We start from the raw sequence: 19,571 nt of genomic DNA, 5'->3' as shown, positions 1-19,571 counted from the left end.
CATGGCAGACGCGTCCCGTGTAGTCCTGGGCCTCGGCGGTTGCGTCGACTACGAGTTGAAGCTGACCGCCGGCGTCCTGGAAGAGCTAGTCGCCGAGTACGGCCTCGTCGCCGCGGAACTGACGTCGCCGGCCGCCGTGACCAGCGAGCGGGACCTCCTGGTGTCGATCCTCGGATACGTGGCCCGGGGCGCCGGCGGCGAGCACTTCGTCGCCTCCGCCCCGGCGCTGTCGGCCTTCGCGAACAGGTTCCCGCATCGGGAGACCCTGGGCGGCACCTCGGTGCGGGCCGGGATCCTGATGAGCCGGCTCGGCGTGCCGTCGACGCTGCACCTGGTCAGCGTCAACGACACCTTCCGCCGGCTGCTGCCGGCGGACAGCGAATACACCAACAGCGGCAGCGGAGACACCTTCTATCCGCATCTGATCGTGCAGTACGACAAGAGCCTGCGGGTCCGGGCGAACGACATCGACATCGTCGCGCCGTTCCCCAACCGGCTGATCTACGTCAACGACCCGGCGAACAGCACCATGCTGCTCACCGACGATCTCGGCGACCGGCTGGGCCGGGCCGAGGTCTTCCTGATCTCCGGGTTCAACGCCATGCGCGACGAGGCGGAACTCGACGAGCGGCTCGTCTCCCTCAAGGAGCACATGCGGCGGCTGCCGCCCGGTGCGGTGACCTACTTCGAGGACGCGGCATACCACGAGCCCGCCTTCAGCCGCCGGGTCCGGGAGGCGCTGCTGCCCGAGATCGACGTGTACGGCATGAACGAGGACGAGCTGCAGTCGTACCTCGGGCGCCCGGTCGACCTGCTCTCCGCCGAGGACGTCGCGGATGCGCTCACCGCGGTGCACCGGCTCATCCCGGTGCCTACGCTGGTACTGCACACGAAGTACTGGGCCCTGGCGCTCGGCCCCGGCGAGTACGCCGGCGCCCTCGACAACGGCACGCTCATGGCCGCCACCCGCTACTGCCACGGCGACGACTTCACCGACGAGGACGTCGAGCGCCTGCGCCGGCAGCCGCGGCGGCCCGAGTCCGTCGCCTTCGCGGCGGCGCTGCGCGCGCGCATGGGCGAGGCCGTCGACTGCGTTCCCGGCTTCGAGCTCGACGTCCAGAACCCAACCACCGTCGGGCTCGGTGACACGTTCGTCGGCGGTTTCCTCGCCGAGCTGGCTCTGAAGGGACACCGATGACCGTCGAGACACTGTTCGCCAACCAGCCCGAGACGTTCTACCGCGGCGCCGGCCGCATCGCGGAGTTCCGCAACCTGCCGGCGCTGCCCGACCGCCCCGAGGACTGGGTGGGCTCGGTGACCAGCCGGTTCGGGCTCGCCCCGTCCGGGCTCTCCACCCTGGCCGACGGCCGCGTCCTGGCCGAGGCCATCGCCGCGGACCCGCGCTGGTGGCTCGGCCCGCAGCGCGCCGACACCGGCGTGCTGGTGAAGCTGCTCGACGCCGGCCAGCGGCTGCCGTTGCACGTGCACCCGGACCGCACCTTCGCCAACGCGCACCTCGCCACGCCGTACGGCAAGACCGAGGCCTGGGTGATCGTCTCCGCACGGCCCGACGCCTACGTCCACCTGGGCTTCGCCCGCGACGTGGAGGCCGCCGAACTGGCCGGCTGGGTGCAGGGCCAGAAGACCGACGAGATGCTCGCCGCCACCAACAAGGTCCCGGTCGCGACTGGCGACGCGATCCTCTGCCCGGCCGGCCTGCCGCACGCGATCGGCGACGGCATCCTGCTGGTCGAGGTCCAGGAGCCGACCGACTTCTCGGTGCTGCTGGAGTACGAGGGCTTCGGCATCGCCGACGGCCACCTCGGCCTCGGCTACGACCTGGCCCTGCAGTGCGTCGACCGCGGCGCCTGGACGCCGTCGCGCCTCGACGGGCTCCGCGGCACCGCGGCGCGGCTGCTGCCCGAGGCCGCGGACGAGTTCTTCGCCGCCCGCCGCCTGCGCGGCGGCGACCGCGTGGAACAAGGCTTCAGCGTGCTGGTCGTGGTCGCCGGAGCGGGCAGGCTGACCGGCGAGCAGGACGACCTGCCGGTGCGGCGGGGCGACACGCTGCTGGTGCCGCACGCCGCCGGCCCGCTCCTGCTGGAGGGCCAGGTCGAGACCATCCGCCTCGCGGCGTCCGCCTGACCCCTTCGCGGGGCCGCGCCGATCGAGCCATCCGTCTATGGTCCCGGCATGGGCTTGCACACCGGATACATCGTGGCGACCGCGACACAGGCGGACCTGCTCGACGAATTGGCGCGACACACGGGAGAATTCACGACGGGCGAGGTCGTCGCGCGGACCGAGGACGCCGAGTCCGACGACGGCCAGCTGGACATGGTGATCGGCGAGCTCGACGGCCGCGCGTTCCTGATCGACGGGGCCATGGTGCTCTCGACGGTGCCGGACATGATCCTGGCCATGTCGGAGCGCCTGGGAACGGTGCTGGGATGCGGGGCAGAGACGGTGTCCGGGTCGTACTGGCTGACCGCGGCGCGGGACGGCGAGCTGCTTCGGCACATCTTCGTGTCACACGCCAGCATGACGCGAGGCATGGCCATCCAGGATCCTCTGCCGTTCGAGGACGGGGAGTCGTACGCGGAGGGCGGCGGCAAGGGCGTGTTCACCGCGATGGAGCACTTCGGGCTCAGCCCGTCGGCCTGGCTGGCGTCCGGCCCGGCGACCGTGGTGCGGTACGACGCCACTCGCCTTCCGCAGGACGGATCGATCGCGCGGATCACCCAGGAACACTTCGAGCGCTACCAGCGGCCGGAAGACGAGTGGCTGAACGACATCGTGGCGGTCAGCAAGGAATCGTGAGATCTTCCGGCCGTGGCGGCCGGAGAGGCCTACGGCCGCTGCGCGACCACCCAGTCGCGCAGCGGCCCGGTCGACCACCCGTGCCGTGCCGGCTTCCGGAATGCCCTGGCCGAGGCGCCGCGTCAGCTCGGGCCGGCCGGGTAGGGCGGCTCAGGCCGGGCCGTAGGTCAGGTGCACGACCCCGGTCGAGTACGTCTCCGAGCCGTTCAGCCGCAACGGCACCCGTTCCGAGGAGAAGAGGCGCTTCCCGGTGCCCACCGCGACCGGGCAGATCATGAGGTGCAGCTCGTCGATCAGGCCGGCGGTCAGCAGGGAGCGGACCAGGGTCGCGCTGCCGGTGATCGTGATGTTGCCGCCGTCCTGGGACTTGAGGTCGGACAGCGTGGCCGGCACGTCACCGGCGATGAGCTGGGAGCCGGACCATTCGGCCGTGCTCAGCGTGGTCGAGGCGACGAGCTTCGGGGTGTTGTTCATGAAGTCCGCGACCTCGCCCTCCTGGCCCGGCCAGATCGCGGCGAACTCCTCGTACGTCCTGCGGCCCAGCAGCAGCAGCTCGGTGGCGTCGCGGCGGGCCTTGATCGACCCGGCGACCTCCGGGCAGAAGTACTCGAAGCTCCACTGCTCGGGGGCCTCCACCACGCCGTCCAGCGCCATGTGCAGGCCGGCAACGATCTTGCGCATCTGACTCTCCTTCGCGGTTGGCCTTGCCTCTGCCAACGCGTCGAAGAGCGCCGCCCCGTTTCGACAGCGGGGCAAAAATTCGCCGGAGGATCCGAGCGGCCCGCACCCGAGAAGGTGCGGGCCGCGATCAGAACAAGCGGACGGTACGGGGGTCAGGACGACGACGAGAAGGCCGCGTCGAAGGCGGCGGCCGGCGCGTCGAAGGCCAGGCGGCGCACGAACTGCAGGGCCTCGGGCGCCCCGAGCAGGCGGTCCATCCCGGCGTCCTCCCACTCGATCGAGATCGGGCCGTTGTACCCGATCCCGTTGAGCGCCCGGAAGCAGTCCTCCCACGGCACGTCGCCGTGGCCGGTCGAGACGAAGTCCCAGCCGCGGCGCATGTCGGCCCACGGCAGGTGCGAGGCCAGCCGGCCGCGGCGGCCGTCGCCGGTGCGCACCTTGGCGTCCTTGCAGTCCACGTGGTAGATGCGGTCGGCGAAGTCGAAGATGAAGTTCACCGGGTCGAGCTCCTGCCACACGAAGTGCGACGGGTCCCAGTTGAGGCCGAACGCCGGGCGGTTGCCGATCGCCTCCAGGGCGCGCTTGGTGGTCCAGTAGTCGTAGGCGATCTCGCTGGGGTGCACCTCGTGCGCGAACTTGACCCCGACCTCGTCGAAGACGTCGAGGATCGGGTTCCAGCGCTCGGCGAAGTCCCGGTAGCCGTCCTCGATCATCTCCGGCGGGACCGGCGGGAACATGGCCAGTGTGTGCCAGATCGACGAGCCGGTGAAGCCGACCACCACGTCGACGCCGAGCTTGCGCGCGGCCCGGGCGGTGTCCTTGATCTCCTCGGCGGCGCGCTGGCGCACGCCCTCGGCCTCCCCGTCGCCCCAGATGCGGGCCGGCAGGATGCCCTGGTGGCGCTGGTCGATCGGGTGGTCGCAGACCGCCTGGCCGACCAGGTGGTTGGAGATGGCCCAGACCTTCAGGTTGTACTTCGCGAGCGTCTCCAGCTTGCGCTCCACGTAGGAGTCGTCGGAGACGGCCTTGTCGACCTCGAAGTGGTCGCCCCAGCAGGCGATCTCGAGGCCGTCGTAGCCCCACTCGGACGCGAGCCGGCAGACCTCCTCGAACGGCAGGTCGGCCCACTGGCCGGTGAAGAGCGTGATTGGACGCGCCATGTTGCAGTCCTCCGGTGAAGGGGATCCAGGCGCGAGGGAGACCTGTGGATGTACGTGATCAAAAGGGAAATACGTGGGTTGCGCCCCCACGCTGCCATCGTAAAAGACCAGCTGGCAAAGGAAAAGAGGTTCCCCGCCCGCCCGGACCGCGCCGCATCCGAGATCCCGGTCGGAGTCGGCGTCACCGATCCGGGTCCAAGGAACGACGCGTGCAATGTCCGGGCGGGCGGGGCCTGAAGGAAGGGCCGGTCGGCGTCTCGGCCCCACCTCCGTCAATGTGCGCCGATCGGCAAAGGCCGTCAGCCGATCAGCGTGAACTCGTCGATGTCGAACAGGGACCCGGACCCGCCGTGGAACACCAGGCACACCGTCGTGGCGGCGTTCGTGGCGAGCGGGATCGAGGCCTCCCGGAAGGTGTCCCAGCTGCCCGTGTTGGCCACCGCCAGCGTGCCGAGCAGCGCACCCGTCGACGAGCCGGCGCGGAACTCCACGGTGCCGCCGGGCCCGGCCGAGGACCACCGCACGCGCACCCCGGCGACGCTGGACAGCGTCACCCCGGAGTAGGCCGCCCAGTCGTTGTTGTCGATGAAGCCGGCCGTCTGCCCGCCCACCGCCGGGCCGTGCGCGGCGACCTGCAGGCCGCTCATCGACGACCAGGCCTCGCCCTGCTTCGTGGTGGCGTTGCGGGCGAGCGTGAACTGGTCGACGTCGAACAGCGAGCCGCCGGTGCCGCGGAACACGAGGTACAGCGACGTGGACGTGCTGGAGGCCAGCGGCGTGAAGACGTCGCGGAAGGTCTCCCAGGAGCCGGTGTTGGGCACCGCGACCGAGCCGAGCAGCGTGCCCGTCGCCGAGCCGGCGCGGAACTCGATGGTGCCGCCGGCGCCCGCCGAGGCGATGCGCGTGGTGACGCCCTTGACCGCCGACAGGTTCACGTTGTTGAACCCGATCCAGTCGTTGGGGTCGATGTAGCCGGCCGTCTGGCCGCCGACCGCCGCGGTGTGCCCGGCGACCTGGACGCCGCCGGTGCTGGCGTACGCCTCGCCCTGGTAGACCGAGTTGTTCGACGGCGCCGGCGGCGCGCAGTCGGCGTTGACCCGCTTGGCGGTGTACCGGATGGCGCCCAGCAACAGGTTGGTGAAGTTGGGATCGGTGTAGCTCTCCTCCGTGTGGCCGAAGCCGGTGTAGAAGGAGCGTCCGCTGTCGATGGTCTTGCACCAGGTGATCGGGTGGTCCCCGTTCATGGTGCCGCCGGAGTAGGACGACTCGTTGAGCGAGGCGAGCACGTGCGCGCTGCTGCGCGGGTTGGTCTGGTAGTTGTACCACTCGTCGGTGCGCACCCAGGTCGCCCCGAGATGGGCCGTGGCCGGGTGCGTGCGGTCCTCGACGTTGACCGTGGCCTGCTGGATCGCCGGGTGAGAGGCGAACCAGGCACCGACCAGGGTGCCGTAGAAGGGCCAGCTGTACTCCGTGTCGGCGGCCGCGTGCACGCCGACGTACCCGCCGCCCCCGCGGATGTAGGCCTCGAACGCGGCCTGCTGGGTGTCGTCGAGTACGTCGCCGGTCGTCGACATGAACACCACGGTCTGGTACTGGGCCAGGTTGGCGGCGGTGAACGCCCCCGCGTCCTCGGTGGCGGTGACGGTGAAGTTGTTGGCCGCGCCGAGCGTCTGGATGGCGGCGATGCCGTTCGGGATGGACGAGTGGCGGAATCCGGCGGTCTTGGAGAAGACCAGCACCTTGTACGGCGCGTCGGCCGCGCTGGCGGGCGCGGCGCTCAACGCGCCGGCAGCAACGAGGCCCACCGTAGCGGCGGCGAGCCACGAGCGGATGGTCATGACATTTCCTCACGATCAACTCGTCGGGTATGCGCGCGCCGCCGCGCTGTCATGTGCTGATGGAGTTGTCCGGGCCCGGCGCGGCGCCTGGCTGGCACCGCGCCGGCGCTCCGGTCTTGCCTCTCCCGGCCCCGGTACCCCCACCCGCGGGGCGCAACCGCGGATGGACCCTCGCCACCGGAGCTGGCGGAAGAGCAGTCTTCAGCCTCGAATGCCCAGCAGATGCTCCATGGCCAGCTGGTCGAGGCGCTCGAAGGCCATCCCGCGGGCGGCCAGCTTCTCCACGTCGATCTCGTCGGCCCGCAGCTGGTCCAGGGTCTCCCCCGGCATCAGCGTCGGCACCGACAGCTCGTCCACCCGGGCGGTGGCCAGGGCGGCGGAGACCTCGGGGTCGTCGCGGAACGTGCGGACCTTCTCCTTGAGGATCAGGTAGTTGCGCATGCAGGCCGCCGCGGTGACCCAGACGCCGTTGGTGTCCTCGGTGCGCGGCGGCTTGTAGTCGAAGTGCCGCGGCCCGGCGTACGCGGTCGGGAAGCCCGAGCTGTTCTCGAGCACGTCGACGGTCCAGAACGCCCCGCGCAGGTTGCCGGCGCCGAAGCGCAGGTCCTGGTCGAAGCGCGGGCCGTGCTGCCCGTTGAGGTCGATGTGGAAGAGCTTGCCGTGCCACAGCGCCTGGGCGATGCCGTGCGCGAAGTTCAGCCCGGCCATCTCCTCGTGCCCGACCTCGGGGTTGAGCCCGACCCGGGACGGCTCGTCCAGCGTCGAGATCAGCGCCAGGGCGTGGCCGATCGTGGGCAGCAGGATGTCGCCGCGCGGCTCGTTCGGCTTGGGCTCGATCGCCAGGCGGATGTCGTAGCCGCACTCGCGGATGTAGGCGCAGATGGCGTTGATCGCCTCGCGGTAGCGGTCCAGGGCGGCCCGCATCTGCTTGCCCGCCCCGGACTCCGCGCCCTCCCGGCCGCCCCACAGCACGTAGGTCGGCGCACCCAGCTCGGCCGCGAGGTCGAGGTTGCGCAGCACCTTCTGCAGCGCGAAGCGCCGCACGGCGCGATCGTTGGCGGTGAACGCGCCGTCCTTGAAGATCGGGTGACCGAACAGGTTGGTGGTGGCCATCGACACGACCAGGCCGGTGCCGTCGAGGGCCGCCCGGAAGCGGGTCACCGCCTTGTCGCGGGCGGTCTCGTCGCTGCCGAACGGGATCAGGTCGTCGTCGTGGAAGCTGACCCCGTACGCCCCCAGCTCAGCCAGTCGGTGCACGGTCTCGACCGGGTCGAGGGCCGGGCGCGACGCCGAGCCGAAGACGTCCTGGGCCTGCCAGCCCACCGTCCACAGCCCGAACGAGAACCGGTCGGCCGGCGTAGGGACGTACGGGTCTGTACTCATGCCGCCACACTCACCCAGGAGGAGTCGGATCGCTGGACGGCATCGAGCACCAGCTGCACCTGCAGGGCGTCCTCGAAGGACGGCGTCGGGTCGGCCCCGGTCGCCACCGCCTCGATGAAGTCGCGCATCTCGTGCGTGAACGAGTGCTCGTAGCCGATGATGTGCCCCGGCGGCCACCAGGCGCCGAGGTACGGGTGGTCGCCCTCGGTCACCAGGATCTTGGTCCACCCCTGCTCCGCGGCGGGCAGGGTGGCGTCGTAGTACTCCAGCTCGTTGAGGCGCTCCAGGTCGAAGGCCAGGGAGCCGTACTCGCCGTTGAGCTCGACCCGCAGCGCATTCTTGCGCCCGGTGGCGAACCGGGTCGCCTCGTACGTGGCCACCGCACCCCCGTCGAGCCGCGCGATGAACAGCGCCGCGTCGTCGACGGTGACCTCGCCCGTGGCGCTGCCGGCGCTGGCCGACAGCCCGCTGGCGGCCTCCGGCAGTGGCCGCTCCTTGATGAACGTCTCGGTCAGCCCGGACACCCCGGTGATGCGCTGGCCGGTGACGAACTGGGTCAGGTCGATGATGTGCGCGCCGATGTCGCCGAGCGCGCCCGAGCCGGCCTTGTCCTGCTGCAGCCGCCACACCAGCGGGAAGCTGGGATCGACGATCCAGTCCTGCAGGTACGCGGCCCGCACGTGCCGGATGGCGCCCAGCCGGCCGGCCGCGACCAGATTGCGCATCAGGCTCACGGCCGGCACCCGCCGGTAGTTGAAGCCGCAGGCCGAGCGCACGCCCACGGCCCGGGCCTTGGCCGCGGCCGCGACCATCGCGCGGGCCTCCTCGACCGTGTTGGCGAGCGGCTTCTCGCACAGCACGTGCTTGCCCGCCTCGAGCGCCGCGATGGCGATCTCGGCGTGGCTGTCGCCCGGGGTACACACGTCGATGACGTCGATGTCGTCCCGGGCGACCAGCGCGCGCCAGTCGGTCACCGCCTCGGCCCAGCCGAGCCGGGCCGCGGCCTCGGTCACCTTCGCTTCGTCGCGACCGCAGACGGCGACCATGGTCGCCCGCGCGGGCAGGTCGAAGACCCGGTTCACGGTGCGCCACGCCTGGGAGTGCGCTGCGCCCATGAACGCGTAGCCGACCATCCCGACGCGCAGCTCCCCGCTGCTGCCCTGACTGGACACTGGCGGTTCCTTTCCTACTTGGACACTTCGGGCCTAGCTATGACTTTCTTGCAGTTTTCAGGACTTGAAGCCGAGGGGCAGGTACTTGTCGACGTTGTCCTTGGTGATCGTCTCGGACTGCAGGACGATCATCTTCGGCACCTGCAGCTCGACCAGGTCGCTCATGCCGTTGCCCTGGGCCGCGAGGCGGGCCAGGATGATCGCCGACGAGGCCATCGACGGCGGGTAGGTGACCGTCGCGGTGAGGACGGTGTCCCCGGCCTTGATGTGGTCCATCGCGTCGCGCGAGCCGGCGCCGCCGACCATGAAGAACTCCTTGCGCCCGGCCTGCTGGATCGCGGCCAGCACGCCGACGCCCTGGTCGTCGTCGTGGTTCCACACGGCGTCGAGCTTCGGCGCGGCCTGGAGCAGGTTGGCCGCGGCGGACTGACCGGTCTGCACGGTGAAGCCGGCGGCGACCCGGTGCTTGACGGTCAGGCCGTAGGTCTTCAGCGTGTCGGCGAAGCCCTTCGAGCGGTCCTTGGTCAGCTGCAGCTCGTCGATGCCCGGGATCTCGCCGATGACCGCGTCGGTCTTGCCCTTGAGCTTCTCGCCGATGTAGTGACCGGCGGCGACGCCCATGCCGTAGTTGTCGCCCTTGATGAGGGAGAACGAGGCGGCCGCGTCGGTGAACTCGCGGTCGAGGTTGATGACGATGATGCCGGCGTCCATGGCCTTCTTGCCGATCGCGGTGAGCTGCGCGCCGTCCTGCGGCAGCATCACGATCGCGTCCGGCTTGCTGGCGATGACGGTCTCCAGCGCGGCGATCTGGGCCGGTGCGTCCTTACCGGCGTCGATCACCTTGAGGGTCACGTCGGAGAACTTGGCCGCCTGCGCCTTGGCGTTGGCGGTGATGGCGCCGATCCAGCCGTGGTCGGCCGCCGGGGCGGAGAAGGCGATGGTCACCGGCTTGCCGGGGGCGGCGCTGGCGGCGTTGGCGTCCTTGACGTTCGTCTGGGGCGCGCTGTCCTTCGTCTCGTTCGACGTGCAGCCGGCCAGCAGCGCGCCGGCGCCGATCGCCGCCCCGCCGAACAACAGTCGACGGCGGGACATGTCGGGCGAGGTGCTCATCTCACGACCTCCAGGTCGTTTGTGGGAATTTGGGGGGTTTTCGGGGCGTACTTCGTGTGCATTTTGGGTGCACCGATCAGCGCAGCCGTCCCGGCGTGGACGGCGGCGTGTGCGCTGGCGGGGCTTGGGGTGTGGCGTTATGAGGAGGCGGGCCGTCGCCGCAGCGACCAGACCCGGAACTGCTGAATCAGCACGGCGACGACGATGATGCCGCCGTTGATGATGCGCTGCAGGTCGAGCTGCAGGTTGTTGATGATGAACAGGTTGGTGATCTGGGTGAAGATCAGCACACCGAGCAGCGAGCCGATGATGGTGCCACGGCCGCCGGTCAGGGCCGTGCCGCCGATGATCGCGGCCGCGATCGCGTTGAGCTCGTAGAGGTCGCCGTGGGTGTTGCTGCCGGACTGCGCCTGCGAGACCACGATCAGGGCGGCGATGCCGCAGCAGATGCCCGAGAGCACGTAGAGCGCGACGGTCTGCCAGCGCACGTTGATGCCGGCCAGGCGGGCCGCCTCGGCGTTGCCGCCGATCGCGATCGTGCGGCGGCCGAAGGTGGTGCGGTTGAGCAGCACCCAGGCGAGCGCGACGACGACCAGGAAGATCACGACCACCCACGGCACCCCGAGGATCTTGTTCAGGGCGAAGCCGTTGATGAACGCGTTGCGGTTGATCTGGGTGTGCGAGCCGGAGATGCTCTGCGCGAGGCCGCGGGCCGACAGCATCATCGCGAGGGTCGCGATGAACGGCACCAGCCGGCCGTAGGCGATCAGCGTGCCGTTGATGAGGCCGGCGACGGCGCCGACGACCAGCGCGGTGAAGATCATGGCGCCCGCGCCGAAGTCCTGCGTGGCCACCGTCGTGCACCACACGCTGGCCAGGGCCAGCAGCGCGCCGACCGACAGGTCGATGCCGCCGCTGATCATCACGAAGGTCATGCCGACGGTGAGCACCCCGATGCTGGAGGCCTGGGTGAGCACCGTCAGCTCGTTGTTCCAGAGGTTGTGACCGTCGAGGAAGATGTTCGGCGCGGTGACGGCGCCGATGATCAGCAGGGCGACCAGCACGCCGACCAGGGCGAGGTTGCGCTTCGCGCTGTCCGCGCTGTCTCGCTGCCACCAACTCTGCTCGGTGACGCGGGGCGGGTCGTGCACGTCGACCGGTTCCGTGGCGGTACTCATGCTGTCCTACCTTCGATAAGAGAAGGAACAAGAGCGGCGCGGCTTGCCCGCCTCCGCTTCGCTCCTGCAGTCATGCCGTGCTCACCAAGACTGAGAACAAGTGGAGGGCGGCATGCCCGCCTCCGATTCGCTCCGGCAGTCACGCCGCATCCTCTTCGGCGGCCGGCCCCGCGAGGCTCGCCCCGTCGAGTAGCGAGCCGGCCATCACGAGGTCGAGCACGATGTCTTCGTCGAGTTCGTCGGCGGGCGCCTCGCGCACGACCCGGCCCTCCCGCATGACCAGCACGCGGTCGGCGAGGCCGAGCACCTCGGGCACCTCGCTGGAGACGAGCAGCACGCCGACGCCTTCGTCGGCGAGCCTGCGGATCACCTGGTACAGCTCTGCCCGCGCCCCCACGTCAACACCGCGGGTCGGCTCGTCGAGCAGCAGCAGCTTCGTCTCGCCGAGCAGCCAGCGCCCGACGACCACCTTCTGCTGGTTGCCGCCGGACAGCGTGCGCACCGGGCGCCGTACGTCGGCCGGGCGCAGGTCCAGCCCGCGGGTCACCTCTTCGGCGGCCGCGCGCTCCTTGCCGGCGTCGGTGAAGCCGGCCTTGGCGTAGCGGGCGAACCCGGCCAGGGTGACGTTGCGGTAGATCGGCTCGGCCAGCAGCAGCGCCTGGCTCTTGCGCTCCTCCGGGGCCATCCCGATGCCGGAACGCACGGCCGAGCTCACACTGCCCTTGCGCAGGCGCTTTCCCGCAAGCTCGACGGTCCCGGCGGTGGGCCGGCGGGCGCCGTAGATGCTCTCCAGCACCTCGGAGCGGCCGGAGCCGACCAGGCCGGTGATGCCGACGATCTCGCCGCCGTGCACCTCCAGCGACACGTCGGCGAACCGCCCCGGCAGCGTGAGGCCCTCGACCTGGAGCAGGGGCGCGCCGTCGAAGGTGCGCGCGGCCGGCCGCTCGGGGAAGACGTACTCGATGGTCCGGCCGGTCATCCGGCTGACCAGCTCGCGGTTGGGGGTGGACTTCGCGTCGAGGTTGGCTGCGGTGGTGCGCCCGTCCTTGAGCACCGTCACCCGGTCGCCGATCTCGCGGATCTCGTCGAGCCGGTGCGAGATGTAGATGACCGCGATGCCCTGTTCGGTGAGGCCGCGCACGATCCGGAACAGGTTCTGCACCTCGTCGTGGGCCAGCACCGCGCTCGGCTCGTCCATGATGAGCAGCCGGGCCTCGCGCGACAGCGCCCGGCCCATGCTCACGATCTGCTTGGCCGCGGCGGGCAGCTTGCCGACCTCGCGCCCGGCCGGGATCTCGGGGTGGCCGAGCCTCTGCAGGATCGCCTCGGCGCCCTTGCGCATCGCGCGCCGGGCCACGAAGCCGCCGCTGTTGGGCTCGTGCCCGAGGTAGATGTTCTCGGCCACGCTGAGCCCGTCGACCAGGTCGAGCTCCTGGTAGATGGTGGCGATGCCGGCCTTCATGGCCGCCTGGGGGCTGCCGAACGAGACCGGCTGGCCCTGCCACAGGATCTCGCCCGAGTTCGGCGCGTGCGCCCCGGACAGGACCTTGATCAGCGTCGACTTGCCGGCGCCGTTCTGCCCGAGCAGGCAGTGCACCTCGCCCGCGCGCACCTCGAGTTGGACCCCGTCGAGCGCGCGGACGCCGGGGAACGTCTTGACCACATCGGTGAGCCGGAGGACCACGTCCGCCGGTGAGGATTCCTGGTGTTCCGGTAGTTCTGTCACGATGGCCGTCCATACGCGAGTTCGCTGGCCAGCACCGCGGCGCCTACGACGCCGGCGCGAGGGCCGAGCTCGGACAGGACGACCGGCAGGTTGCCGGTCGCTAGGGGCAGCGAGCGCCGGTACACCACGCTGCGGATCTCGGCGAGCAGGATGTGCCCGAGGCCGGCCAGGCCGCCGCCGATCACGATCATCGACGGGTTGATGAAGCTGACCAGCCCGGCGAGCACGCCGCCGACCCGGCGCCCGCCGTCGCGGATGAGCCGGATGCAGGTGACGTCCCCCTCGGCCGCGCCGTCGGCGACGTCCTTGGCGGTCACCACCCCGTTGGCGTTGAGCCGGTCGGCCAGGGCCGGCGAGGCCCCGCTGCGCGCCGCCGCGGCCGCGTCACGCGCGAGCGCGCCGCCGCCGAAGAGCGCCTCCAGGCAGCCGACGTTGCCGCAGGAGCACACCGGCCCGTGGCTGTCGACCTGGATGTGGCCGATGTCGCCGGCACAGCCGTCCGTCCCGCGGTACACCTCACCGTTGAGGTAGATGCCGCACCCGATGCCCGTGCCGACCTTGAGGAACAGCAGGTTGTCCACCGAGTGGGCGACGCCGCCGTAGCGCTCGCCGATGCTCATGATGTTGACGTCGTTGTCGACGACGACCGGGCAGTTGTGCTCCCGCCCGAGCGCCTCGCGCACCGGGAACCGGTCCCAGCCGGGCATGATCGGCGGCGACACCGGCACCCCGTCCCGGAAGCTGACCGGTCCCGGCACGCCGATCCCGATGGCGTGCAGCCGCTCGAAGGCGGCCTCCGCCCGGAGCTTGTGCAGGATCTCGTTGACCCGCTGGAGGATCACCTTCGGGCCCGAGCGGATGTCCGCCGGCTCCCCGTAGGCGGCCACGGGCTCCAGCCGCCCGTCGGTGATCTCCACGTCGATCGAGCTGGCCCCCAGGTCGACCGCGGCGAAGCGCAGTCCGGGGTTGAGCTCGACCAGCGTGGAACGCCGCCCGCCGCGACTGGCCGCCGGCCCCGCCTCCCGGATGAGACCGGTGGCGACCAGCGCGTCCAGGTCGGCAAGCAGCCGCGGCCGCGGCACCTCGAGCCGATCGGCCAACTCCGCCCGCGACAACGCACCGGTGTCCCGCAACAGGCGGAGCAGCCGCGACTGTACCGGGTTGTCGATCGCGGAGACCGTGTTCATCGGATTCATCAGAGCCACCCCCTAGTCAGGTCGCAGGCCCAGGCGCGCGCGACATGCGGCAACACCACCACATCGCCACCTGGCGGCTGGTTGCCGGGCCGTGTGCCGTGCGTTACACCCGTGTTGCGTCGAGACTTTAGGCCCGTCGCAGCCCCCGCGTCTAGAGCTTCTTTCGCTCGTTACCAAACTTTTGCTGAATCCGACGGAAGTTCGGACGCATTGGAAAATATGCGGGTTTCCCCAGGTCAGGTGGCGTTTCGGAAGGTCCTCCGACGTTTCCCAAACTATCCCAAACCGGGGCAGCGAAAGTTTTCCCGGACGGCGCTTAGGATGCCGGGGTGCGACTCAACCCGCGCTGGCTCGGGCTGGCCGCGACGACGCTGCTGGCCCTCAGCGGGTTCCTCGCCGGCAAGCCGCTGCCGCACGACGCCGCCTGGGTCACCGGCGTCGTCGTGTGGTTCGTCGCCCTCCTGCTGCTGGCCCGCGCCTGGTGGTCGCTGCGCGGGGTGACCGCCCCGCGCGAGCTCCTCGTCACGGCGGCGATCTGGAGCGCCCCGCTCCTGGTCGCGCCGCCGATGGGGGCGTTGGACGTGTACGCGTACGCCTGCCAGGGCCAGCTCTTCGACGCCGGGATCAACCTCTACGAGCACGGCCCGTCGGCGCTGCCCTGCACGTGGCTGTCCGAGGTACCGCCCCTGTGGCGCGACACGCCGACCCCCTACGGCCCGCTGTGGTTCGCCCTCTCCGGCGGCGTCGCCTGGCTCGCGCACGGTCACCTGATCGTGGCCGTCGGCCTGTTCCGCCTCCTCGCGATCCTCGGGCTGGTGCTGTGCGTCGCCGCGGCCCACCGGCTGACCGACGGCAACGCGGTCCTCGCCGCGAGTCCGCTCGTGCTCATCCACGTGGTGTCGGGCGTCCACAACGACATCCTGCTGGCCGGCTTCCTGCTGACCGCCTTCGCCTTCGCCACCCGCGGCCGCTCGGGCGCGACCGGCGCCGCGGTCGGCCTCGCGGCTGCCGTCAAGATCACAGCGCTGGTCGCGGCCCCGTTCGCCGTGCTGCTGGTGTTCTTCCGCGCCGGCGGCCCCTGCCGGCGGGCCCCGTTCGGCTTCACCGCAGCCCTGCTCGCCACCTACGCGGTCCTCGCCGCCGCGACCGGCCACGGCCTGGGCTTCCTGCGCGCGCTGGGCTCCACGGCCGAACTCAAGCAGTGGCTGTCCATCCCGACCGGGGTGGGCATGGCCGCCGGGTACGTCCTGCGGGCCGCCGGCCGCCCCGCCGCCTTCGACACCGCGGTGGCCGTCGCCCGCGCGCTGGGCTTCGTGGTCCTGGCCGTGCTCCTGCTGATCCTGTGGTGGCGCGCGGCGCGCACGGCCCGCCGGTCCCCCGCCGAGGCGCTCGACCCGGTGCTGACCGCCGCCGGCCTGGCCCTGTTGGCCACGGCGGTGCTCGGGCCGGTGTTCTACGCCTGGTACGCGCTGGCCGGCATCGCCCTGCTGGCCGGCACCCACCTGACGGGGCGGCTGCGGACGGGCGTGCACGTGGCGGTCGTCGCTCTGCCGTTCCTCACCCTGCCCGACAGCCTGGGCCTGGCCACGAAGACCAAGCTGCCGGGCGCCCTGCTGGACGTGGCCCTGGTCGTGACCCTGCTGGCACGACTCGTCCGGCGGCCGGCCCGTAGATCGCAGACACCCGAACTCACCGATTAGCGTCGTTGATTCGAAATGTCGGGCGCTGGCGCGCCACGACATTTCGGACTTATACCCTGACGGGTCATATATCCGATAATTCGTGGCACACCAGCGCCCGACTTATCGGTTGATCTTGACCGCGTGGCTAGGACGACGTGGTGCCGAGACCTGATCGCGCCCAGGCCACCAGCTCGCGGGTGTACTCCGGCACCCCGGGGGCCTCGGGGTCCACGCCCTCGTCGTACCGAACGGTCCAGCGCAGGCCGTTGACCCCGGGCACGCGCCGGCCCACGATCCGCACGCCGCCGCGGGTGCCCTCGATCGGGTGATGTGAGGTGTGCGCGATCGACTTGTTGACGCGGACCCGCACCTGCTCCGGCACGCGGTCCGGGTCGAGCAGGGTGAGGATCAGCGGCGGGAGGTCGGCCATCACGACGTACTCCTCGCCGTCCATCGGCACCTCGCTCGCCGCGATCACGGCCAGCTGACGGCCCGACCACGTCGCCTTGTGGATCTCGTGCCAGCCGAGGCGCTCGTCGGCGCCCGGCAGCCACAGCCCGTGGTTGGTGGCCACGACGGCGTTGTCCCCGGTCGCCCCGGCCCACGCCACCACGCGCTCATCAGGCCCCAGCTTGGGCCGCTTGTCGGCCGGCAACCGCCGCCGCTTCAGAATGCCGAACATCCCGACCAGTCTTTCACCACCGGCTGGCCCCTCGGTCGCGCAGGGCTCGGGCGTGCTGCTCCAGGGAGACCAGCTCGCTGAACAGCCGCAGGTGCTCGTCGGCGTTGGAGACCGGGTTGATCCGCTGCAGCTTGGACTTCAGCTCGCCGATCGCGCGGTTCAGGGCCATGAGCTGCAGCCGGTTGATGGTGACTTCGACGTACCGCGGATCCGGCTCCCCGTCCAGGCGCAACGGCTCGACCGCAAGCTCGGCCACCAGCGCCCCGGCGGCCAGGTCCGTGCACGACTCACGCACGCGCTCGATCCACACCGCCCCGCCGGCCGCGCTGGACGCCCCGCCAGCCTCCGCCACCGCCGAGCGCAGGGACAGATACACCGGATGGGTGTACATCTCGGGGCCGACCGCGTCGAACATCGGCCCGGCGAGCGCCGGCTGCTGCAGCGCGAGCTTCAGCGCCTCCCGCTCGACGAGGGCTTCGGCGCTGTCGGGGGCGAGCACGCGCCGCTGCGGCTGGGCCGGGATCGGGTCGGGCGCGCCCTTGGCCGCCGCGGCCACCGAGCGCTGCACGGTCTCGAGCTCCATGCCGAGGTCGCCGGCGAGCTTGCGGGCGTACTCCGGCCGGAGGGTCCGGTCCTTGATCTTGGCGACCAGCGGCGCGGTGGCCCGCAGGGCGCCGACCCGGCCCTCGGCGGTGTCGAGGTCGAAGCGCTGGATCACCGAGCGCAGCGCGAAGTCGAGCAGCGGCTGGCGGTCGGCCACCAGGTCCCGCACCGCGGCGTCGCCCTTGGCCAGGCGCAGCTCGCACGGGTCCATGTTGTCCGGGCCGACCGCGATGAACGTCTGGGCCACGAAGCGCTGGTCGTCCTCGAACGCGCGCAGTGCCGCCTTCTGCCCGGCGGCATCACCGTCGAACGTGAAGATGATCTCACCGCCGTAGCCGTCGGCGTCCATCAGCAGGCGGCGCAGCACCGAGATGTGGTCGCCGCCGAAGGCCGTGCCACAGGTGGCCACGGCGACCGGCACGCCGGCCAGGTGGCAGGCCATCACGTCGGTGTAGCCCTCGACGATGACCACCCGGCTCTGCTTGGCGATCTCGCGCTTGGCCTGGTCGATGCCGTAGAGCACGTGCGACTTCTTGTACAGCGGGGACTCGGGCGTGTTGAGGTACTTCGGGCCGTCGTCGTCGTCGAACAGCTTCCGCGCGCCGAAGCCGATCACGTCGCCCGAGATGTCCTTGATCGGCCACACCAGGCGGCGGCGGAACCGGTCGATGAGCCCGCCCGAGCGGCCCTCGCGGCAGAGGCCGGCGCTGGTCAGCTCCTGCGCGGAGTACCCCTTCTGGCGCAGGTACTTGCTGAGGTGGTCCCAGCCGTCGGGGGCGAAGCCGCACCCGTAGCGCTCGGCCGCCTCCCTGCTGAAGCCGCGCTGGGCGAGGAACTCCCGGGCCGGCCGGGCGCCGGGAGTGCCCAGCTGCTCGGCGTAGAAGCGGGCGGCCTCCGCGTGCGCGGCGATCAGGCGCTGCTTCTGGCCGCCTTGGCGGATCGGGGCGCTGCCGGCCTCGACGTACCGCAGCTGCAGGCCCGCCCGCGCGGCCAGCCGCTCGACGGACTCCACGAAGCTCAGGTGGTCGTGGTCCATGAGGAACTTGATCGCGTCGCCGCCGGCGCCGCAGCCGTGGCAGAAGTACACGTTGCGGGCGGGTGAGACGTTGAACGAGGCGGTCTTCTCGTCGTGGAACGGGCACAGGCCCTTGAGGTTGCCGCCACCCGCCGAGCGCAGGGTCACGTGCTCGGAGATCACGTCCTCGATCGACGTGCGCTCCCGGACCAGGGCGATGTCCTCGTCCTTGATCTTGCCGGCCAACCGCCACCTCCCACCGGTCCGACGCCATACATCCTGCCTCGCGGCACCGACAATCTACGACTCGCGGGGCGGCGCGGCCTTGCCGGGCCGTGGGATGCTGCGCGCATGACGACCCCGACGTCGCCGCTGACCGATGAGCCGTCGCCTCCGGCGGAGGACGCCGCGCCGCCGGTCAGGCTTGGGTGGTACCGCCGGAAGTGGGTGGTGATCACCACGCTCGGGCTCTCCCGGCGGCTGCCCGACGACCGGCGGCGCCGGCGGCGGGTGCTGTGGCGGCTCGGCGTCGCCGCCGTGATCGCGCTGGCCGTCGCGCTCGCCCCGACCGTGTGGCTGCGCGCCTCGGCGGGCGGCCGGCTCGTGGCCGCCGACCGCGCGCCCGCCGCCGACGTCGCGATCGTCTTCGGCGCGCAGCTGGAGAACGGCGGCAAGGACCCGATGTCGTTCCTGCGCAACCGGCTCGACACGGCGGCCGCCCTGGTCACCTCGGGCAAGGTCAAGGCGCTGCTGATCTCCGGCGACGCCCACGGCGGGTCGGGCAACGAGGTCAAGGCGATGAGCACGTACCTCGCCGAGCGCGGCGTCGACCCGTCCCGGCTCGTCCTGGACCCATATGGCCTGGACACGTACGACACCTGCCGCCGGGCCCACGACGTCTACGGCATCACCCGGGCGCTGCTGGTGAGCCAGGACGTGCACCTGTACCGCGCCGTCACCCTCTGCCGCCGGCTGGGCGTGGACGCGTGGGGCGTCCCGTCCGGGTGTCAGGGCTGCCGGCAGGTGACGATCTGGTACAACACGGCCAGGGACGTCGGGGCCGCCTGGAAGGCCGCTTGGGACGCGATCCGGCACCGGCCACCCGCCGTGCAGTCACCCCCGGACCCAGCGGTCCAGCGGGCGGTGGCCGCGCACACTCCATAGTGGATCTCGCACGGCCGCCCGGACGACACGCGGATTTTCGCGCGACACGCACCGGACGGGCGACAGCCGGATTCGCCACACGACCCGGCCCTCGCGGTTTCCGCCGTACGCGCCCGGCCTCCCCGGCATACTTGAGCCCGGTCTCGACACGGCGACGCGAG

Annotated in this window: 16 protein-coding genes; 5 read left to right on the top strand and 11 right to left on the bottom strand. The window is 71.2% G+C overall.

Annotated elements, in window-relative coordinates:
- The first annotated feature begins 1 nt into the window (after nt 1).
- From ABD352_RS24020 to ABD352_RS24010, 3 genes are read left to right on the top strand one after another with little or no spacing between them, the layout of a single operon-like run.
- A complete protein-coding gene (locus tag ABD352_RS24020) occupies nt 2–1,198 on the top strand; it encodes an ADP-dependent glucokinase/phosphofructokinase (RefSeq protein ID WP_344614719.1) in 1,197 nt (398 codons plus the stop codon).
- The gene (locus tag ABD352_RS24015) at nt 1,195–2,145 is read left to right on the top strand and encodes a class I mannose-6-phosphate isomerase (RefSeq protein WP_344614718.1); all 951 of its coding nucleotides are present in this window, start codon (nt 1,195–1,197) and stop codon (nt 2,143–2,145) included. The genes ABD352_RS24020 and ABD352_RS24015 overlap by 4 nt, the downstream gene beginning before the upstream one ends.
- A 48-nt stretch (nt 2,146–2,193) precedes the next feature.
- The gene (locus ABD352_RS24010; protein WP_344614717.1) at nt 2,194–2,820 is read left to right on the top strand and encodes a hypothetical protein; all 627 of its coding nucleotides are present in this window, start codon (nt 2,194–2,196) and stop codon (nt 2,818–2,820) included.
- 150 nt (nt 2,821–2,970) lie between these two features.
- On the opposite strand, the gene ABD352_RS24005 is transcribed toward ABD352_RS24010, so the two are convergent.
- The 9 genes from ABD352_RS24005 to ABD352_RS23965 form a co-directional block, all read right to left on the bottom strand.
- Nucleotides 2,971–3,501 (bottom strand): dihydrofolate reductase family protein, encoded by a 531-nt coding sequence (locus tag ABD352_RS24005; protein ID WP_344614716.1) that lies wholly within the window; start codon nt 3,499–3,501, stop codon nt 2,971–2,973.
- Nucleotides 3,502–3,653: 152 nt separating this feature from the next.
- Nucleotides 3,654–4,661: a sugar phosphate isomerase/epimerase family protein gene (locus ABD352_RS24000; RefSeq protein WP_344614715.1), complete on the bottom strand. Its 1,008-nt coding sequence runs from the start codon at nt 4,659–4,661 to the stop codon at nt 3,654–3,656.
- A 299-nt stretch (nt 4,662–4,960) separates the two neighbouring features.
- A complete protein-coding gene (locus ABD352_RS23995; RefSeq protein WP_344614714.1) occupies nt 4,961–6,499 on the bottom strand; it encodes a ThuA domain-containing protein in 1,539 nt (512 codons plus the stop codon).
- Nucleotides 6,500–6,700: 201 nt separating this feature from the next.
- Nucleotides 6,701–7,882, bottom strand: coding sequence for a xylose isomerase (gene xylA, locus ABD352_RS23990; RefSeq protein ID WP_344614713.1), 1,182 nt, complete (start codon nt 7,880–7,882; stop codon nt 6,701–6,703).
- A complete protein-coding gene (locus ABD352_RS23985) occupies nt 7,879–9,015 on the bottom strand; it encodes a Gfo/Idh/MocA family protein (protein ID WP_344614772.1) in 1,137 nt (378 codons plus the stop codon). The genes xylA and ABD352_RS23985 overlap by 4 nt, the downstream gene beginning before the upstream one ends.
- Nucleotides 9,016–9,111: 96 nt before the next feature.
- Nucleotides 9,112–10,164 (bottom strand): substrate-binding domain-containing protein, encoded by a 1,053-nt coding sequence (locus tag ABD352_RS23980; RefSeq protein ID WP_344614712.1) that lies wholly within the window; start codon nt 10,162–10,164, stop codon nt 9,112–9,114.
- A 137-nt stretch (nt 10,165–10,301) separates the two neighbouring features.
- Nucleotides 10,302–11,342 carry an ABC transporter permease gene (locus ABD352_RS23975; protein WP_344614711.1) on the bottom strand — a complete coding sequence of 347 codons (1,041 nt, stop codon included), beginning with the start codon at nt 11,340–11,342 and terminating at the stop codon, nt 10,302–10,304.
- A 139-nt stretch (nt 11,343–11,481) separates the two neighbouring features.
- Complete coding sequence (locus ABD352_RS23970; protein WP_344614710.1) at nt 11,482–13,068, bottom strand: sugar ABC transporter ATP-binding protein; 1,587 nt, start codon at nt 13,066–13,068, stop codon at nt 11,482–11,484.
- Entirely contained in the window at nt 13,065–14,255 is a 1,191-nt protein-coding gene (locus tag ABD352_RS23965) for an ROK family transcriptional regulator (RefSeq protein ID WP_344614709.1), read from the bottom strand. The genes ABD352_RS23970 and ABD352_RS23965 overlap by 4 nt, the downstream gene beginning before the upstream one ends.
- A gap of 338 nt (nt 14,256–14,593) precedes the next feature.
- Here ABD352_RS23965 and mptB point away from each other — a divergent pair, with 338 nt between their 5' ends.
- Entirely contained in the window at nt 14,594–15,964 is a 1,371-nt protein-coding gene (gene mptB, locus ABD352_RS23960) for a polyprenol phosphomannose-dependent alpha 1,6 mannosyltransferase MptB (protein ID WP_344614708.1), read from the top strand.
- A gap of 127 nt (nt 15,965–16,091) precedes the next feature.
- Here the strand turns inward: mptB and ABD352_RS23955 are convergent, their stop codons facing one another.
- Nucleotides 16,092–16,628: a hypothetical protein gene (locus ABD352_RS23955; RefSeq protein ID WP_344614707.1), complete on the bottom strand. Its 537-nt coding sequence runs from the start codon at nt 16,626–16,628 to the stop codon at nt 16,092–16,094.
- A gap of 13 nt (nt 16,629–16,641) precedes the next feature.
- Nucleotides 16,642–18,492, bottom strand: coding sequence for a DNA primase (dnaG, locus tag ABD352_RS23950; RefSeq protein ID WP_344614706.1), 1,851 nt, complete (start codon nt 18,490–18,492; stop codon nt 16,642–16,644).
- Nucleotides 18,493–18,597: 105 nt separating this feature from the next.
- On the opposite strand from dnaG, the gene ABD352_RS23945 reads away from it, so the two are divergent.
- Nucleotides 18,598–19,410, top strand: coding sequence for a SanA/YdcF family protein (locus ABD352_RS23945; RefSeq protein ID WP_344614705.1), 813 nt, complete (start codon nt 18,598–18,600; stop codon nt 19,408–19,410).
- The last annotated feature ends 161 nt before the right edge of the window (nt 19,411–19,571 follow it).

The sequence above is a fragment of the Dactylosporangium salmoneum genome (genome assembly GCF_039532525.1).
Taxonomy (GTDB): Bacteria; Actinomycetota; Actinomycetes; order Mycobacteriales; family Micromonosporaceae; genus Dactylosporangium; species Dactylosporangium salmoneum.
The sequence above is the reverse complement of the archived record's forward strand: the minus strand, read 5'-3'. Positions and strand labels throughout refer to the sequence as shown.